Source organism: Desulfosarcina alkanivorans, from assembly GCF_009688945.1.
In the GTDB taxonomy this organism is placed as follows: domain Bacteria; phylum Desulfobacterota; class Desulfobacteria; order Desulfobacterales; family Desulfosarcinaceae; genus Desulfosarcina; species Desulfosarcina alkanivorans.
Map to the genome: position 1 here is coordinate 2,447,867 of NZ_AP021874.1, position 15,796 is coordinate 2,463,662.

13 protein-coding genes and 1 pseudogene are annotated in these 15,796 nt (G+C 59.5%); 9 read left to right on the top strand and 5 right to left on the bottom strand.

Annotated features, from left to right (window positions below; translation table 11 throughout):
- Nucleotides 1-270 precede the first annotated feature (270 nt).
- From DSCA_RS10885 to recD2, 5 genes are all read left to right on the top strand, one after another.
- The gene (locus DSCA_RS10885; RefSeq protein ID WP_231716447.1) at nt 271-585 is read left to right on the top strand and encodes an Hsp20/alpha crystallin family protein; all 315 of its coding nucleotides are present in this window, start codon (nt 271-273) and stop codon (nt 583-585) included.
- Nucleotides 586-677: 92 nt separating this feature from the next.
- The gene (gene lon / locus DSCA_RS10890; RefSeq protein WP_155316455.1) at nt 678-3,029 is read left to right on the top strand and encodes an endopeptidase La; all 2,352 of its coding nucleotides are present in this window, start codon (nt 678-680) and stop codon (nt 3,027-3,029) included.
- 216 nt (nt 3,030-3,245) lie between these two features.
- A complete protein-coding gene (locus DSCA_RS10895; protein ID WP_197904772.1) occupies nt 3,246-4,031 on the top strand; it encodes a septal ring lytic transglycosylase RlpA family protein in 786 nt (261 codons plus the stop codon).
- Nucleotides 4,032-4,242: 211 nt separating this feature from the next.
- On the top strand, nt 4,243-4,800 hold the full coding sequence (gene gmhB, locus DSCA_RS10900; protein ID WP_155316456.1) for a D-glycero-beta-D-manno-heptose 1,7-bisphosphate 7-phosphatase: 558 nt from the start codon (nt 4,243-4,245) through the stop codon (nt 4,798-4,800).
- Between the two features lie 12 nt (nt 4,801-4,812).
- Nucleotides 4,813-7,008 (top strand): SF1B family DNA helicase RecD2, encoded by a 2,196-nt coding sequence (recD2, locus tag DSCA_RS10905; RefSeq protein ID WP_155316457.1) that lies wholly within the window; start codon nt 4,813-4,815, stop codon nt 7,006-7,008.
- A 245-nt stretch (nt 7,009-7,253) separates the two neighbouring features.
- Here recD2 and DSCA_RS10910 read toward each other — a convergent pair whose 3' ends face one another.
- A complete protein-coding gene (locus tag DSCA_RS10910) occupies nt 7,254-7,691 on the bottom strand; it encodes a DUF1178 family protein (protein ID WP_155316458.1) in 438 nt (145 codons plus the stop codon).
- Between the two features lie 160 nt (nt 7,692-7,851).
- On the opposite strand from DSCA_RS10910, the gene DSCA_RS10915 reads away from it, so the two are divergent.
- The 4 genes from DSCA_RS10915 to DSCA_RS32270 all read left to right on the top strand — a co-directional run bounded on the left by DSCA_RS10915 (nt 7,852) and on the right by DSCA_RS32270 (nt 12,276).
- Nucleotides 7,852-8,517, top strand: coding sequence for a TIGR04211 family SH3 domain-containing protein (locus tag DSCA_RS10915; protein WP_167527710.1), 666 nt, complete (start codon nt 7,852-7,854; stop codon nt 8,515-8,517).
- A gap of 197 nt (nt 8,518-8,714) precedes the next feature.
- Entirely contained in the window at nt 8,715-10,355 is a 1,641-nt protein-coding gene (gene nadB / locus DSCA_RS10920) for an L-aspartate oxidase (protein ID WP_155316460.1), read from the top strand.
- A 1-nt stretch (nt 10,356) separates the two neighbouring features.
- A complete protein-coding gene (locus tag DSCA_RS10925; protein WP_155316461.1) occupies nt 10,357-11,433 on the top strand; it encodes a flavin monoamine oxidase family protein in 1,077 nt (358 codons plus the stop codon).
- A 279-nt stretch (nt 11,434-11,712) separates the two neighbouring features.
- Nucleotides 11,713-12,276 carry a PEP-CTERM sorting domain-containing protein gene (locus DSCA_RS32270; RefSeq protein ID WP_197904773.1) on the top strand — a complete coding sequence of 188 codons (564 nt, stop codon included), beginning with the start codon at nt 11,713-11,715 and terminating at the stop codon, nt 12,274-12,276.
- 300 nt (nt 12,277-12,576) lie between these two features.
- On the opposite strand, the gene DSCA_RS10935 is transcribed toward DSCA_RS32270, so the two are convergent.
- The 4 genes and pseudogenes from DSCA_RS10935 to DSCA_RS32535 all read right to left on the bottom strand — a co-directional run bounded on the left by DSCA_RS10935 (nt 12,577) and on the right by DSCA_RS32535 (nt 15,788).
- Nucleotides 12,577-13,209, bottom strand: coding sequence for a metallophosphoesterase family protein (locus DSCA_RS10935; RefSeq protein WP_155316462.1), 633 nt, complete (start codon nt 13,207-13,209; stop codon nt 12,577-12,579).
- A 98-nt stretch (nt 13,210-13,307) separates the two neighbouring features.
- Nucleotides 13,308-14,444, bottom strand: coding sequence for a CaiB/BaiF CoA transferase family protein (locus DSCA_RS10940; RefSeq protein ID WP_155316463.1), 1,137 nt, complete (start codon nt 14,442-14,444; stop codon nt 13,308-13,310).
- 271 nt (nt 14,445-14,715) lie between these two features.
- A pseudogene (locus DSCA_RS10950) lies at nt 14,716-15,305 on the bottom strand (acyl-CoA dehydrogenase family protein).
- Nucleotides 15,306-15,581: 276 nt separating this feature from the next.
- Nucleotides 15,582-15,788 carry an SCP2 sterol-binding domain-containing protein gene (locus DSCA_RS32535; protein ID WP_231716448.1) on the bottom strand — a complete coding sequence of 69 codons (207 nt, stop codon included), beginning with the start codon at nt 15,786-15,788 and terminating at the stop codon, nt 15,582-15,584.
- Nucleotides 15,789-15,796 lie beyond the last annotated feature (8 nt).

The following is a 15,796-nucleotide window of genomic DNA, read 5'->3' on the forward strand; positions in this document are numbered from 1 at the left end:
AAAGGCAACAACAGCCGGACAATCCCCCTTAACGGCTTTACAACCACTCATTTCGGTGCTAAATTTAGCGGGTTGTCTGAATCGATGGAACCGCATCACACCTATAACAGGAAACAGGTTCGGGGAAACATCATGGACTACATCAAGATTAGATTTGGAAGCAATTTTGATCCCACCGGCCAAAACCTGGGCAAAAGTATCCAGGAGATATTCAGGCCGCGGCCCGTCAGCCCTATGTTTTCATCTCGGGAACACATGTGGACGCCACAGATGGACATCTTTGAAACACCGGAGGAGATTATGATCTGGGCCGAGATCTCCGGTGTGGAGAAAGATGACCTGGACCTGGAAATCAACTCCCGCGCGGTGAAAGTCTCCGGCATCCGCCGGGAAATGTCCCGGGTGCCCAACGGCACTTACCGGCTCGCCGAAATCCAGTACGGCCGGTTCGAACGCATTCTTTATCTGCCTTCCCCCGTAGACACGGAAGTGGTGTCCTCGACCTTCACCAACGGGCTGCTGAAAATCAGGATCGCCAAGCTCAGGCTGGACAAAGTGCATCAGATTCCCATCAGCGAAGAATAAAGTTTTCCTCACAGGCCCGCAGGCCCGACAAGCGTTTAACAGGCCCGGGCGACAACGGACCTTTCCCGTACCCACCCTTTAAGGAGGGCGCCATGCAAGACAAGCAACCGTCATTGGACTACAACACGGATAATATTCCGAACGTGCTTCCCATCCTGCCCCTGTTCGATGCGACCCTGTTCCCCAAAATGGTGTTGCCCCTGGTGGTGATGAAAGGCGAATCGGTCCACCTGATCGATGAGGCCATGGCCCATGACCGCATGATCGGTCTGCTGGTGGCCAAAAAGCAGGAAAATGTGAAACCGGACCCCGACAACGGAGACCTGGCCACGGTCGGCACGGCCGCCATGATTCTGAAGATGGCCAAGACCGAAGACAACCGGATACAGCTGCTGGTTCAGGGCCTGAGCCGGTTCCGGATCAAGTCATACCAGAAAGGGAAACCCTACCTGGTGGCCGACGTGGAGCACTTCAGCGACATCGACCACACGGACAACGAGACCGAGGCCCTGATGGCCAACGTCATCAAACAGTTCGGCCGCATCGTGCAGCTGTCTCCGGGGTTGCCCCAGGAAATGGCATCCATGGCCACCTCCATCAAGGAGCCCGGCACCCTGGCGGATATGGTGGCATCCACGATCAACTCCACGCCCGAGGAAAAGCAGAAGGTCCTGGAAATGCAGGATTCCACCAAACGCCTCAAGGCCGTTACCAAACTGGTTCACCACCAGCTTGAAATTCTGGAACTGGGCAACAAGATCCAGTCCCAGGTCAAGGGGGACATGGACAAGCGCCAGCGGGAGTACTATCTGCGACAGCAGCTCAAGGCCATCAAAGAGGAACTGGGGGAGACCGATGAGGGCACGGTGGAACTGGACGAGTACCGGGCCAAGATTTTAGAAAAGGACCTGCCTGAAGAAGCGGTGAAGGAAGCCGAAAGGGAACTGGACCGTCTCGGGCGCATGCACCCCTCTTCAGCCGAGTACACGGTAGCCATGACCTACCTGGACTGGCTTACCGAACTGCCCTGGAATGAAAGCACCAAAGACAACCTGGATATCAAAAAAGCCCGCAAGGTGCTTGACGAGGACCATTTCGGTCTGGAAAAACCCAAGCGACGCATCATCGAGTACCTGGCCGTACGGAAATTAAAACCCGACTCCAAGGGTCCGATCCTCTGCCTTGCCGGCCCTCCGGGAACCGGCAAGACATCGCTGGGCAACTCCATTGCCCGGGCTCTGGGCCGCAAGTTTCACCGGATTTCCCTGGGCGGCGTTCGTGACGAGGCTGAAATCAGGGGGCACCGGCGCACTTACGTGGGCGCCCTGCCCGGCCGGATCGTCCAGGGGCTTCGGCGGGCCGGATCGAACAACCCCATTTTCATGCTGGACGAAATCGACAAGGTGGGCTCCGATTTTCGGGGCGACCCCTCGTCGGCCCTGCTCGAAGTGCTGGACCCGGAGCAGAACTTCTCCTTTTCCGACCACTACCTGGACGTGCCTTTTGACCTGTCCAAAGTGATGTTCATCACCACCGCCAACATGCTGGACACCATCCCCTCGGCCCTGCTGGACCGCATGGAGGTCATCCAGCTGCTGGGCTATACGGAGGACGAGAAGGTCAAGATCGCCGCCCGGTACCTGATCCCCCGCCAGCGCGAGGCCCACGGCCTCAAGGCCAAACAGATCTCCATCACCACCGGTGCGGTTCGCCGCATCATTGCCGGATACACCCGCGAGGCCGGCTTGCGGAACCTGGAGCGGGAAATCGCCACCGTCTGCCGGGGCGTGGCCGCCGCCATTGCCGAAGGGAAAATCAAGAAAGCCTCCGTCAAGGTGGACGACGTGGCCGAATACCTGGGGCCGGTCAAGCTTCAGGCGGAAGCCAAGGCCCGCATGACCACCCCCGGCGTGGCCATGGGCCTGGCCTGGACCCCCACCGGCGGCGACCTTCTGTTCATCGAAGCCACAGCCATGAAGGGCAAGAAAGGGCTCACCCTCACCGGCCAGTTGGGGGACGTGATGAAAGAGTCGGCCACGGCAGCCCTGAGTTTCATCCGCGCCAACGCGAAACGGTTGGGCGTTGATGAAACGTTCTTCGACGAGCATGACATTCACATCCATGTGCCCGCCGGCGCCATTCCCAAGGACGGCCCGTCTGCCGGCGTCACCATGCTCACGGCCCTGGTATCGCTGCTGAAAAACAAGCCCATTAAAAAAGATCTGGCCATGACCGGTGAGATCACGCTGCGCGGCCAGGTGCTTCCCGTGGGCGGCATCAAGGAAAAGATGCTGGCGGCCCATCGTGCCGGCATCAAGACCATTCTCATTCCCAAATGGAACGAAAAAGACCTGGTGGATCTGCCCCAGAAAGTGCGCAACGATATCGATTTCCACTTTCTGGACAAGATGATCGATGTGCTGAAAATCGCCATCAAAGCGTAAAATTTAAAATTCCAATAACCAAAATACTAATACATTCCAAATCACAAGATCCAATTCTCAGACCCATTCGAAGCCTGAGCCATAAAATGAAAGCCAACCGATGGTTTTGATTTTGAGTTTTGGAACTTGTGATTTATTTGGAATCTGTTATTTGGCGATATGAATTTTCATTGATCTACAATCAAATCGCTGAGAAATCTCCGGAGACGGCATCCATTGAGGAATCTGAAAAAAGGAACCGGAACGCGACCCTGCCCGCCCCTGGCCGGAACCATTCGGGGCCGGCATGGGCTGCTCCTGACCGCACTGGCCGGCATGTTTATCATCCAGGCATGTGCCTCCACGTCGCCGCCACCGACTCCCAAAGGCCACCCCAAGCCCTACCGGGTGGACGGCACCTGGTACAAGCCCATGCCCGACGCAAAGGACTTCTCACAGCAGGGAATCGCCTCCTGGTACGGCAAGAAGTTCCACGGGCGAAAAACGTCCAGCGGCGAAGTCTACAACATGTATGCCATGACCGCGGCCCACAAGACCCTGCCCCTGGGCACCTGGGTCCGTGTCCGGCGTCTGGACAACGGCAGGCAGATCGTGGTCCGGGTCAATGATCGGGGGCCCTTCGTTCATGGCCGGATCATCGATCTCTCCTACACCGGGGCCAAGCGGCTGGGCATGGTCGGTCCCGGCACGGCCCGGGTGGAAATTGTGGCCCTGGGCAAGCGCCGTCAGACGGCATCCGGCGAGGCCTTCGTGCCCATGGATTATTACAATGGCAAATTCACCTTTCAGGTGGGCGCCTTCTCCAGCCGGGACAATGCCGAGCGTCTGAGGGCCAGGCTGGACCGGTCTTTTACCAATGCCCACATCACCGCCTATGATCGGGGCGACGCGGTCTTCTACCGGGTCCGGGTGGGCCGCTGCAGCGACCTTGCCACCGCTGAAAAGTATGAGCGGCACCTGGCCGACAGCGGGTATCCGGATGCCTTTATCGTGGCCGAATAGGACAGAGGATCCAAGGGGTCGAGGATTCGAGGTGCCAAGGAAAATGCTCGCGAAGGACAAAAAGTTCAATAAACGTTGGTAGAATATTTCTGCATATCCAGCCTAATAATAGATAGGATACATCCACTTGGCCCCTTGAGCCCTCGAATCCTTGAACCCTTTTCACCGGCACCATTCGCCTCTAACGCTCTCCAAAGGGTAAATATTCATTTTGGGTCCTCTTAAAACCGTTTTCCTGGACCGCGACGGCGTCATCAACCGGGACTCGCCGGCGTATATCAAGTGCTGGGCGGAGTTTGTCTTCATCCCGGGCAGCCTAGATGCCATCGCCCGCCTCACCCGGGCCGGGATAGCCGTCATCGTCATCACCAACCAGTCGGCCATCAACCGGGGCATGGTTCCCCTGGCCGAACTGGAAAACATGCATCGCCGGATGCGCCAGGCAATTGCCGGCGCCGGCGGCCGGATCACCGACATCTTCTATTGCCCCCACCGGCCCGATGAAGGCTGCGACTGCCGCAAGCCCAAGCCCGGATTGATCATGGCCGCCCGGAAGCGCTACGGCATCGACCTGACCAGGGCCGTCATGGTGGGCGACAGCGTCAGGGACATCCAGGCGGGCATGGCCGCCGGCTGCCGGACGGTCCTGGTGCAAACCGGAAACGGAAAGACCGCCATCCAGGACCTCAAAGCAGCCGGCCGCTCGCCCGACCATGTGGCCTCCGACCTGAACCGGGCGGCGGGCTGGATCCTCGATCAGCACGAATAACAGACAACGCCCATGACACCCCCCTCCGACATCACACTGGCCGGCCGCATCGAACGGGTCACCTACTACAACCGGGAGAACCATTTCACCATCGCCCGGCTGCGCAGCGATGAAAACCAGCGCATCATCACCATCAAGGGAACCATGCCCGATCCCGGCGTCGGGGATGCCATCGAGGTCCGGGGCAGATGGGAAACCCATGCCCGCTATGGTCAGCAGCTCAGATTCACCGGATTCAGGGAACTGCTGCCGGCCACCGTGGACGGCATCGGCAATTACCTGAAATCGGGATTCATCAAGGGTGTGGGACCCCGGCTGGTCGATCGGATCATCGGCCATTTCAAGGCCGACACCCTGACGGTGATCGAAACCCAGCCGGAGCGGCTCACCGAAGTGGCCGGCATCGGCAAAAAAATTGCCCGGCGCATCGTCGATGCCTGGCAGTCCCATCACGCGGCCAGGCAACTGATGCGATTCCTGCAAAAAGCCGGAGTGAGCACCGCCCATACCGCCCGGCTGCTGCGCGAATACGGCAGCAATGCGATCGACATCCTGTGCAACGACCCCTACCGGGTGGCCGAGGACATTCCCCGCATCGGTTTCGGCATCGCCGATGCCATCGTACGGCACGCCGACACCCCCGTGGATGAGATGGACCGGGCCAGGGCCTGCATGTTTCACCTGTTCGAACAGGCCGTGGACCAGGGGCATGCCTATATCGCCCGGGACCGGCTTTTCGACCGGTGCCGGGAGGACTTCGATGTCGACCCCGAAACCGGTACGGCGGCCCTGGACCATATGGTCCAGGCCGGCGAACTGGTGGTGGCCAGCGAAGGGGATGGCGCGAGTGCCCCCCTGGTCTTCCCCAGGGGCCTCCACCAGGCCGAAACCGTCATCGCCCGGCGGATATCCGCCATGCAGGCCATCCCCCTGGCCGAGACGCCGCCGGACAGCCGGCTGATTACCCGGGAAGTCCTGGAACGGCTGTCCATCACCCTGTCCGTCCAGCAGGAGGAAATCCTCTCACGGATGCTGGCCCACAAGGTATCGGTGATCACCGGCGGTCCCGGCACCGGCAAAACCACCTTGATCCGCTCCATCACGGCCGTCATGGAGGGCCTCAAGCGCCGGGTGATGCTGGCCGCGCCCACGGGCCGGGCCGCCCGGCGGCTGTCCGAAGTGACCGGCCGTCCGGCGGCCACCCTGCACAAGGCCCTGGGGTACAACCTGGCCGACGGCCGTTTCGAGCGCACCGAGGACGACCCGCTGGCTGCCGATGTGGTCGTCGTGGACGAGGCATCCATGGTGGACACCCTGCTCATGGCGCAGCTGATCCGGGCCGTCCCCATAACCGCGACCCTCATCCTGGTGGGGGATGTGTTCCAGCTGCCCTCGGTGGGGCCGGGAAACGTGCTGGCGGACCTGATCCGCTCCCGGACGATCATGACATTCGAACTGACGGAAATTTTCCGCCAGGACGAACTGAGCGCCATCGTGGTCAACGCGCACCGGGTTCGCAACGGCCGGCCGCCGGTCATCGTACCGCCGGACGACCCCGACGCCCTTTCCGAATTCTACTTCGTGGAGCAGGCCGATCCCGAGCGTGTGGTGCAGACGGTGGTCAACCTCTGCCAGCGGGAAATTCCCCGACGCTTCCGGATGACCCCTATCCGGGACATACAGGTACTCACCCCCATGCATCGCGGTCCGGTGGGCACCCTCAACCTCAACCGGGTCCTCCAGGAGGCCCTGAACCCCACCGGGGAGCAGGTGGCGGTCATGGGCAGCCGGTTCAGGGTGGGCGACAAGGTGATCCACCTGCGCAACAACTATCGCAAAGAGGTGTTCAACGGGGACATCGGCATCGTGGACAGCATCGATATGGAAAATGAGCGCGCCGAGGTGGACTACGACGGCCGCAAGGTGGCCTACGACTTCGTCGAACTGGACGAACTGGGCCTGGCCTATGCCATCTCCGTTCACAAGTCCCAGGGATCGGAATACCCGGCGGTGGTGATTCCCCTGCTCACCCAGCACTACATCATGCTTCAGCGCAACCTGCTCTATACGGCACTCACCCGCGCCAAGCAGCTGGTGGTCATGATCGGCACCACCAAGGCCCTGGATGTGGCCCTGCGCAATGACCGTCCCCGGCAGCGGCGCTCCATGCTGGCCCAACGGCTGAAGGGGGAAAACAGTGGACAGTGATAGGAAACTGAATGGAAATTCGCGGCCTACCTGGGGGAAAATCACAATACGCAAATGCCAAACTTCAAACAAATCTCAATAACCAATATCCCAAATTCCAATTCAGCGGTTTTCGGCCTTGTTTGAAAGTTGGATATTGGAATTGGAATTGATTTGGGATTGGATTTTCTTTCAGACAGGAAACCAGTAGCCGTCAATTCACAGATTGACCCTCGAACGTTGACCCCCGACCCCTGAGCCACACCTCAGTCCTCGGAGCTTTGTCCGCCGTCCTCGGCTTTTGCCGGCACGGGGAACTTGAAAAAATTGATGCCCTGGGATTTCAGGGTCGCTTCCTCGGTGGGTGTGCTGACCCCGCGAATGTTACGGGGTTCGGACACGCCGTAGTGCATCTTGAGCGCCTCTTCGGCAAAATCGGCCCCCACGTTGTCGAAATTCTTTTCCACATAGTCGACAATCTGCCTGCCCATGGCCGCCAGATCAAGACTGGCGCCGGGGCCGGCGGGAGTCATGCCGGAAGCCCCCTTGATGCCAAAGGTGGAAGGAACTCGGATCACTGCGGTATCTTCGCAGACCGGGCAGGCGATCAGCCCCTCTTTTTTCTGCCGGTCGAATGACCGGCTGTCTTCGAACCAGCCTTCGAACTGATGCCCGTTCTTGCATTGTAGGTCGTACGCGATCATTTAACCTTCACCTGCCTGTTTCCGTTACACTTTTCCGGTTACCACAGGGGTTGCCGTTTGAAAAGAAATTATTGACAGATGCCTGTTTTTGAACTCAGAATGGGGCCGTTTTTGGATGTCCCCCGAAACAACCATAACGAAAACGGAGTGTGAATTGGTCATGAAAAACCTGAAGGCATGGTTCTGGATGGCTCTGATCGGTCTGTTGATCCACCCGGCCGCCGGTGTCGCGGAAACCGTTTATGTGTCCGAGAATTTTGAAATTACGATGCGGACCGGACCGGGTACGGATCGTAAAATCATTTCACTGGTCCAGAGTGGGAAAGCCCTCGAAATCTTGGAAAAGGGCGAGGAGTGGTCCATGGTGCGCACCCACAACGGCAAAGAGGGGTGGGTGCTCAACCGCTATCTGACCCCCAGCCAGCCCTGTGCCATGGTACTGGACCGGGTCAGGCAGGACTACGACGTCCTGGCCGCCAAATTCAAGGACTTGAAGGAAAAATTCGACCAGCTCAATTCGCAGAAAAAAGTGGCCGATGCCGATCTGTCCCAGACCCAGCAGGACCGCGATGAACTCAGCACCGCCTTCCAGAACCTCAAGAAGGAGTCCGCTGAGTTCCTGAAGCTGAAAAAACGCCACCAGCAGGTGACGGCCGACCTGGAAGCGGAAAAAACCCTCAGCGCCAAACTGGATGATGAAAACATGCAGATGAAGCGCAATCGGATTATCCAGTGGGTGCTGACCGGCGGCGGAATCATGCTGGTCGGTTTCTTCATCGGCCTCTTCAGTTCCAGCCGGCGGAAGTCACGGTCTTCCCTGTACTAGCCGGCGCCCCTTCAACCATGACATCCGGCGGGACAGGCCGGTGTTCTCACCCTGCCGCATTCTGAAACACAGAGCGGGTGCAGTCGGGATATGGACAGGACTGGCCCCGGACCGATCGCTGCCATCTCTGAAGGGATCTTCTTCGAATATCCTGAGCGAATCGCCCATAAGGTCATTTTGAGCCTGAAAGATACAACATGGACACACAAACTGATTTTCTGATTATCGGCAGCGGAATCGCAGGACTGATGTATGCGCTCAAGGTGGCTGACAGCGGTACGGTGGCCATCGTGACCAAAAAGCAGGCCGTGGACAGCAACACCAACCTTGCCCAGGGAGGCATCGCCTCCGTCTTTGACCGGCAGGATTCCTTTGACCTTCACATCCGGGACACCCTGGATGCCGGTGACGGCCTGTGCAACCCTGACGTGGTCCGCCAGGTGGTCGTCGGCGGCCCCGAACGAATCCGTGAATTGATGGCCATCGGCGTCAGTTTCAATACCGGGGCGGAAGATCCGGGAAACGACCCCGGCACGCCCTTTGATCTGGGCCGGGAGGGGGGGCACTCCTGCAACCGCATCGTCCACGCCCACGACATGACCGGCCGGGAAGTGGAGCGGGTGCTTCTGGAGCGGGCCCGCCAGCACCGCAATATCCGCTTTTTCGAAAACCACATGGCCATCGACCTGATCACGTTTTCAACCCGGATCAAGCGTGGCCTGGTCACCACCACCCATGAAGACCGCTGCTGCGGTGCCTACGTGCTGGACCGTCAATCGCGCAGGGTCAAGACCTTCGGGGCCGGCATTACCCTGCTGGCCACCGGCGGTGCCGGAAAGGTCTACCTGTACACGAGCAATCCGGACATCGCCACCGGCGACGGCATTGCCATGGGGTACCGCGCCGGTGCCACCGTGGCCAACCTGGAGTTCGTCCAGTTTCACCCCACCTGCCTGTACCATCCGGCCGCCAAAAACTTTCTCATCTCGGAGGCGGTCCGCGGCGAAGGCGGCCGACTCATGGATGTCGACGGCAACTCTTTCATGGAGCGCTACGATCCCCGCAAAGACCTCGCCTGTCGTGACGTGGTGGCCCGTGCCATCGACACGGAGCTCAAAAAAACCGGCCAGGACAGTGTCTTTCTCGACATTTCCCACCTGCCGTCAGACGTGGTTACGGGCCGGTTTCCCAACCTGTATGAAAAATGCCTCTCGTTCGGCATCGACATGACCCGCGCACCGATCCCCGTGGTACCTGCCGCCCACTACATGTGCGGCGGCGTGGTCACCGACATGTTCGGCCGTACGGACATCAAGCGCCTTTACGCCGTGGGCGAAACCGCCTGCACCGGCCTGCACGGTGCCAACCGCCTGGCCAGCAACTCCCTGCTGGAGGCCCTGGTCTACGCCGATACCGCCGCCAGTCAGGCGGTCCGGGACCTCGACGGAACCGACAAGGGAGCCTTCCCCGATATCCCGGACTGGGATGATGTGGGCACCACCGACAGCGACGAGCAGATCATGGTCGCCCACAACTGGGACGAAATCCGCCGTCTCATGTGGAACTACGTGGGTATCGTCCGCTCGGACAAACGCCTGGCCCGCGCCCAGCGCCGCATCGACACCATCCAGAAGGAAATTCGCGAATACTACTGGAATTTCAAAGTTTCTCCTGACCTGATTGAACTGCGCAACATCGCCACCGTGGCCGAACAGGTCATCAAGTGCGCCACCCACCGCAAGGAGAGCCGCGGCCTGCACTACAATCTCGGCTACCCGGAAAAAAACGATCGGCGCTGGCAAAAGGACACGGTGATCCGGCGGCAGATTGTGGGGTAGCATGCCAACGGAAACCGTAGATACCCTGATTGTCGGCGGCGGCCTCAGCGGGATTTATGCCGCCTGCCTGTTGTCCCGGAAAAAGCGGTCGTTCGTCGTTCTCGAAGCGCGCGGGCGTGTCGGCGGCAGGATTTTATGCCCCGCCCATCAGGGATTCTGCTCCGATCTCGGCCCATCCTGGTACTGGCCGGCGATTCATCCGAAAATGGCGAACCTTGTCCAGACCCTGGGCCTCAGGGGGTATCGCCAGTTTGAACAGGGACTGGGTCGTTTTGAACGCGTTGATGGAACCGTGCAGACCGTCAGCGGCTGCGCCATGGAGCCCAGATCCTGGCGGCTCTGCGGCGGAATGACGGCACTGATCAGCACCCTCTGCGAAACAATCCCAGACAGCGCCATCAGATGCAACCACCCGGTCTGCCGGATTGAAAAAACGACCGACGGCGTCAGGGTCAGCGTCGGCGACCTGGAGAAAGCGCCACGATGCCGGTTCAAAGCCGGCAGGGTCATCCTCGCGCTGCCGCCGCGTCTTGCCGCCGCCACCATCCTCTTCAGCCCGGACCTGTCCCACGGATTGACACAGGCGATGCTGAAAACCGGCACATGGATGGCGGGCCAGGCTAAATTTTGCGCCTTCTACGAATCCCCCTTCTGGCGAGAATCGGGCCTTTCGGGCCAGGCATTCAGCGAGCGTGGCCCGCTGGGTGAAATTCATGACGGATCAAACGACCGGGGGGCCCCCTATGGGCTGACCGGATTTGTGGGGATTCCAGCGGTTCAGCGCAACCAGCGGCAACGCCTCGACGATGCGATTCTCTGCCAGCTGGGAGCCATATTCGGCAGTCCGGCGGCACGGCCATCGGAATTCTTTTACCAGGATTGGGCACACGAACGATTCACCGCCACCCCTTTCGACCAGCCGCCGATGGTCACCCACCCCTGCTACCAGCCTCCGGCCGGGAAAACCGCCATCTGGGAAAAAACCATCCTGTTCGCCGGGACGGAAACCGCCAGCCGGCACGGCGGCTATCTCGAAGGCGCCCTGTCCGCCGCCGAACGTGCGGTAAGCAACGCATAACGCACCTCCCCTGTCGGTGGCGCATTTGCCACATTGTGGTATCATTTCCACAACTTTTTTTTCACACCGGCGCATGATCGACGCCTTGAAAAATCCGTATATATAATTTTTATAAAATATTACAGTAAGTTGCATATTTTTTAACAAACGCCTCCAATCAGGCATAAAAAATGCTACATTGTGGTATTTGTTTTTGCAGACTTTTCCGTGCCGAGGATGAAAGGCACGTATGGATTGCCCGGTGTCCCCGGCAGGGCCCCGGCGATGAAAGGTGACAATATGAAAATTCGATATGCACTGCTAATCGTATCTGCAGTATCCATAGTTTCTCTATGCGTTGCGGCAACGGCTTCAGCGTTGTTCTTCAGCGAGACGCAACATCAGGATGTGTGGCTCAATCACCAGAATCAGGACTACACGTGGACATTCGATCTGGACAACGACCTCCTGGACTGGGGAGACATCAACAGCGAGGATGATATCAACGCCGCCTATCTGTCGTTCCGCACCTATGACAATTATGACGGATGGTTTTTTAAGCGACCCGAATACACGGACATCTCCCTCGATCTCACCCGTCAGGTTGACGGATGGGAAGTCGACCCGGGGATATGGTCGTTGGGAAATGTAACCGCCTATGTCACGGATGACCACTTCCTGGATGTTACGTTCAACGGCTACTTCGGCGATTTCGGCGTGTCATGGGTCAACCTGAAGGGACACTACACGGACAATCCGGCCGCGGCGGCACCGGTACCCGAACCGACCACCATGCTGCTTCTGGGCACCGGCCTGATCGGCCTTGCCGGCACATCCCGAAAACGATGGGGCAAGAAGCGTTAGATCCCCGGTGAACCGACTGCAGAACCACCTGCCCGGCCCCGACGAGGCCGGGCAGTCTCATCCCGGGTCATCGGCGGCGGGGCGACAATGACGGCATGGTTCCACGGGGGCATCACAGGTCCAATACGGCCGGAAACCCGCCGTTAACGGCTTCGTTGCGCTTGCCGGTGTCGGCCCCTTCCCCCAACCACGGTGTGGGCGATGCCGGGGTCGGCCCGGGCCCTGGCCGGACGCTGTTCGGGAAGGGGACCCGAAGCCAGAATCACATTGTCGAAAAAGAAAAAGGTGGCGGTTCAGACCTCACGAAAACCGGCAGCACTGCAATCGGTCGCCGTCCGGCTCCCAGATCATCGCCCATCCGGCGGTCAGGGCGCCGCAGGTGACGATGCAGGGCCGCACGGCGGCCAGTTCGATCGTCTGCCCCGCTACCAGGGATGAGAATCGGATATCCGCTTCCCCGGGGCTGATCAGTTCCGGCTGGTGACTGTGCCCGCGAAACAGCAGCCCGTCTGGATTCTCCCTGAAAAACGTGCCGGCTTCGCGTTGCCCGATGCCCCCGATCATGGCCGACAGGCCCAGCCGTTTGATGAACGGCCGCGAGTGGACCAGCCGGGCGCTGCCGACGGAAAGCCGGAGGGGAAGATTTTCCAGGAAAGACAGGGTATCCCGCCGGATGCCGGCCGGCTTTCGCCCCCTGGCGTCGGCCGTCAGCGTGTGGTCGTTGTTGCCCATGACGGCCCTGATGCCGCAATGGATCACCAGTTCCACGCAGTCATCGGCGGTTTCCCATCGGCGGGCGTCACAGATATCCCCCAGATGGTAGAGCGCGTGGCAGGCATTCCCCTTTAAAAAGTCGACGGCCATGACGATGGCGTTGGCGTCGCCGTGACTGTCGGCCATGATGCCGATTCGGTCAGGGTTGTCTGATGGCATAGGGTCCTTTTTAAGGGGTCGATGGTCTCCCGGCGGTTCCGGAAAAGGGGGAGGGCCGGGCGGGGACACGGAAATTGCCGGTCCGGGCGAAAACACCGTCAAACAATGCCATTTTCCCGCAGCCCCTGGATTTCCCGCCCGCTGAATCCCAGTTCCCCGAGGATTTGATCCGTATGCTCCCCGAAACCCGCCGGGGCCGTGCGCATCGTCCCCGATGTGTGCGCCAGCTTGACCGGTACGCCCAATGCGGGAGGGCCAGGATCCTGCTCCGCCACCATCTCCCTCTCTTTGAACAATGGATCCCCCATGGCCTCGTCCACGGTTCGGATCGGCGTCACGCAGACATCCAGGCCCTGAAGGTCGCATTCCCACCAGCCGAGCGGCTTTTGCCTGAAGGTTTCCCGCATGAAGGCGATGATCTCCCCCCGATGCGGTTCATCATACTGCAGCGGCCCATATTCGGGCTTTCCCAGGTGGACGCACAGGTTCTGCCAGAAACGGTTTTCCACGGCCCCCACGGAGAGGTAGCGGCCGTCCGCCGTTTCATAGGTGTTGTAACAGGCGTAGCGGTGGGCGAGGAACGTGTCCCCGCGGTGTTGCTCGGTGCCGAACAGGGCCTGGAAAAACTGCACCGTGGGCAAAAGGCCCAGAATGCCGTCGGTCATGGAGATGTCGATGTACTGGCCCTTGCCGGTACGCTGCCGATGAAGCAGGGCCATGACGATGCCCAGGGCGCCGTTCATGCCGCCGCCGACCAGGTCCGCCACCGGAATACCGGGAATGGCCGGTGCCCGGCCGTGTTCACCCATCAGGTCCAGCAGTCCCGCGCGGCTCAGATAGTTGACATCGTGGCCCGCGGCGTGGCGCATGGGACCGGTCTGACCGTATCCGGTGATGGCGCAGTAGATGATGCCGGGGTTCACCCGGCGTACGGCGGCGTAATCCACGCCCAATCGTTTCACCACCCCCGGCCTGAAGCCCTCGACCACCACATCCGCATCCGCCACCAGCCGGAAGAAAATATCGCGGCCGGCATCGGATTTCAGATCCAGGGTCATGTGGCGTTTATTGCGGTATACGGGAAAGACGTACTCGCCGCGGTCCCGGTGTCGCGGGTCTTCCACGGCAACGACATGCGCCCCGTGGTCGGCCAGGACCATGGTGCAATAGGGCCCCGGGAGCAGGCGGGACAGGTCGATGACGGTAATGCCGGACAAGGCGCCGTTTGGTTTCATAGCTGGCTTTCCTGTTATTTTGCATCCTTGAATCGGAAGATTCAAAACTCAGTGAAACAAGCTCAACGTACATAGCTGAATGCGCGAATCTTAACCGCATCGCCTAAAGTTGAACGAAACAGACAAAGAGAACGAACCCTGTCCGTTCAGAAATAAGGAATTTTGGTCGAGATCGAGGCCCCCCAGAAATTTTATCACAGGCATGTAGTTATATTCCGAGGATAAAATTTGGAGGATAACGAAGATATCGGTCAAAATAGCCATTTCTGGATTATAATCCCATGAATTTTGCTGCAATACCCTTCATGATCTCGTTGGTGCCGGCAAAGATGGACATGACGCGCACATCCCACCAGGCGCGCACCAGCGGGCACGACTCGACAGTGCCCAAATCGCCCAGAATGCTCAGGGCGCCGTCCGGTTGGCCAGGTCCGTGGTCCAGAATTTGGCCATGGCGGTCTCCACCACGATGTCCTTCTCCTCGATGTGGTCGGCCACCAGTTTGTCCATGAACGTACGCCCGACCTTCACGTCGGCGGCCATCTCCACCAGTTCGAACTGGACGGCCCGGGATTTGGACAGGGGGCGTCCACCGCGGTTCGTCCGGCGACAGTGGTCCAGGCCCCACGATAGAATCTGCTCGGCACCGTACACCGCACCCGCGGTCTTGCAGACATGGACCTCTTCCATGCACGACCCGAACCAGGCGGCATCGATCTGTTTTTTCTCGATGCCCGCATCGGCCAGGCACTCCTCGAACGCCTCCACCATCAGTTCTTCGGCCCCCATGTCCCAGCGTTCGCCGAACCGGGTGCATCCCATGCCGATGATGGTCACTTTGTCCTTGATTCCCGTTGCCATATGGATTCCTCTCCGCCAAATGACTTTTTATGAAGCAAGTCGGATTGTTGTCGCTTTGAATCACCCCTCACCCCGGCCCTTTTCCCTCGAGGGGCGAGGGAGACACTACCGGAATTTTCTTCATCTCAAATGGTCCTTCAGGCAAGTATGGATCGATTGGTTGTGAATACGATAAACCTCAATTTTCCCAAACGTCGTTCATGCCGGCATTTCCTCACCCCCTTGGGGAAGAGGGACAGGGTGAGGGGCTGTCAACGCTGATCACCCGCAGCCAATTTATCCCTTCAACTGGAAAAGTTTTTCGATCAGCTGGGATTTCATGATGCCGCCCTTGATTTTCAGTTTACCCGACGTATAGGCCTGCATGGCCGTCAGTTCGCCTGAGATAAGCCGGATGAAGTCCGCGTCGCCGATCTTGAGGGTGCAGGTGGCCTCTGCCGCGCGCCACCGGGAGACCGTGCAGGTCCGGTTCCTGACGGCCACCGACCAGT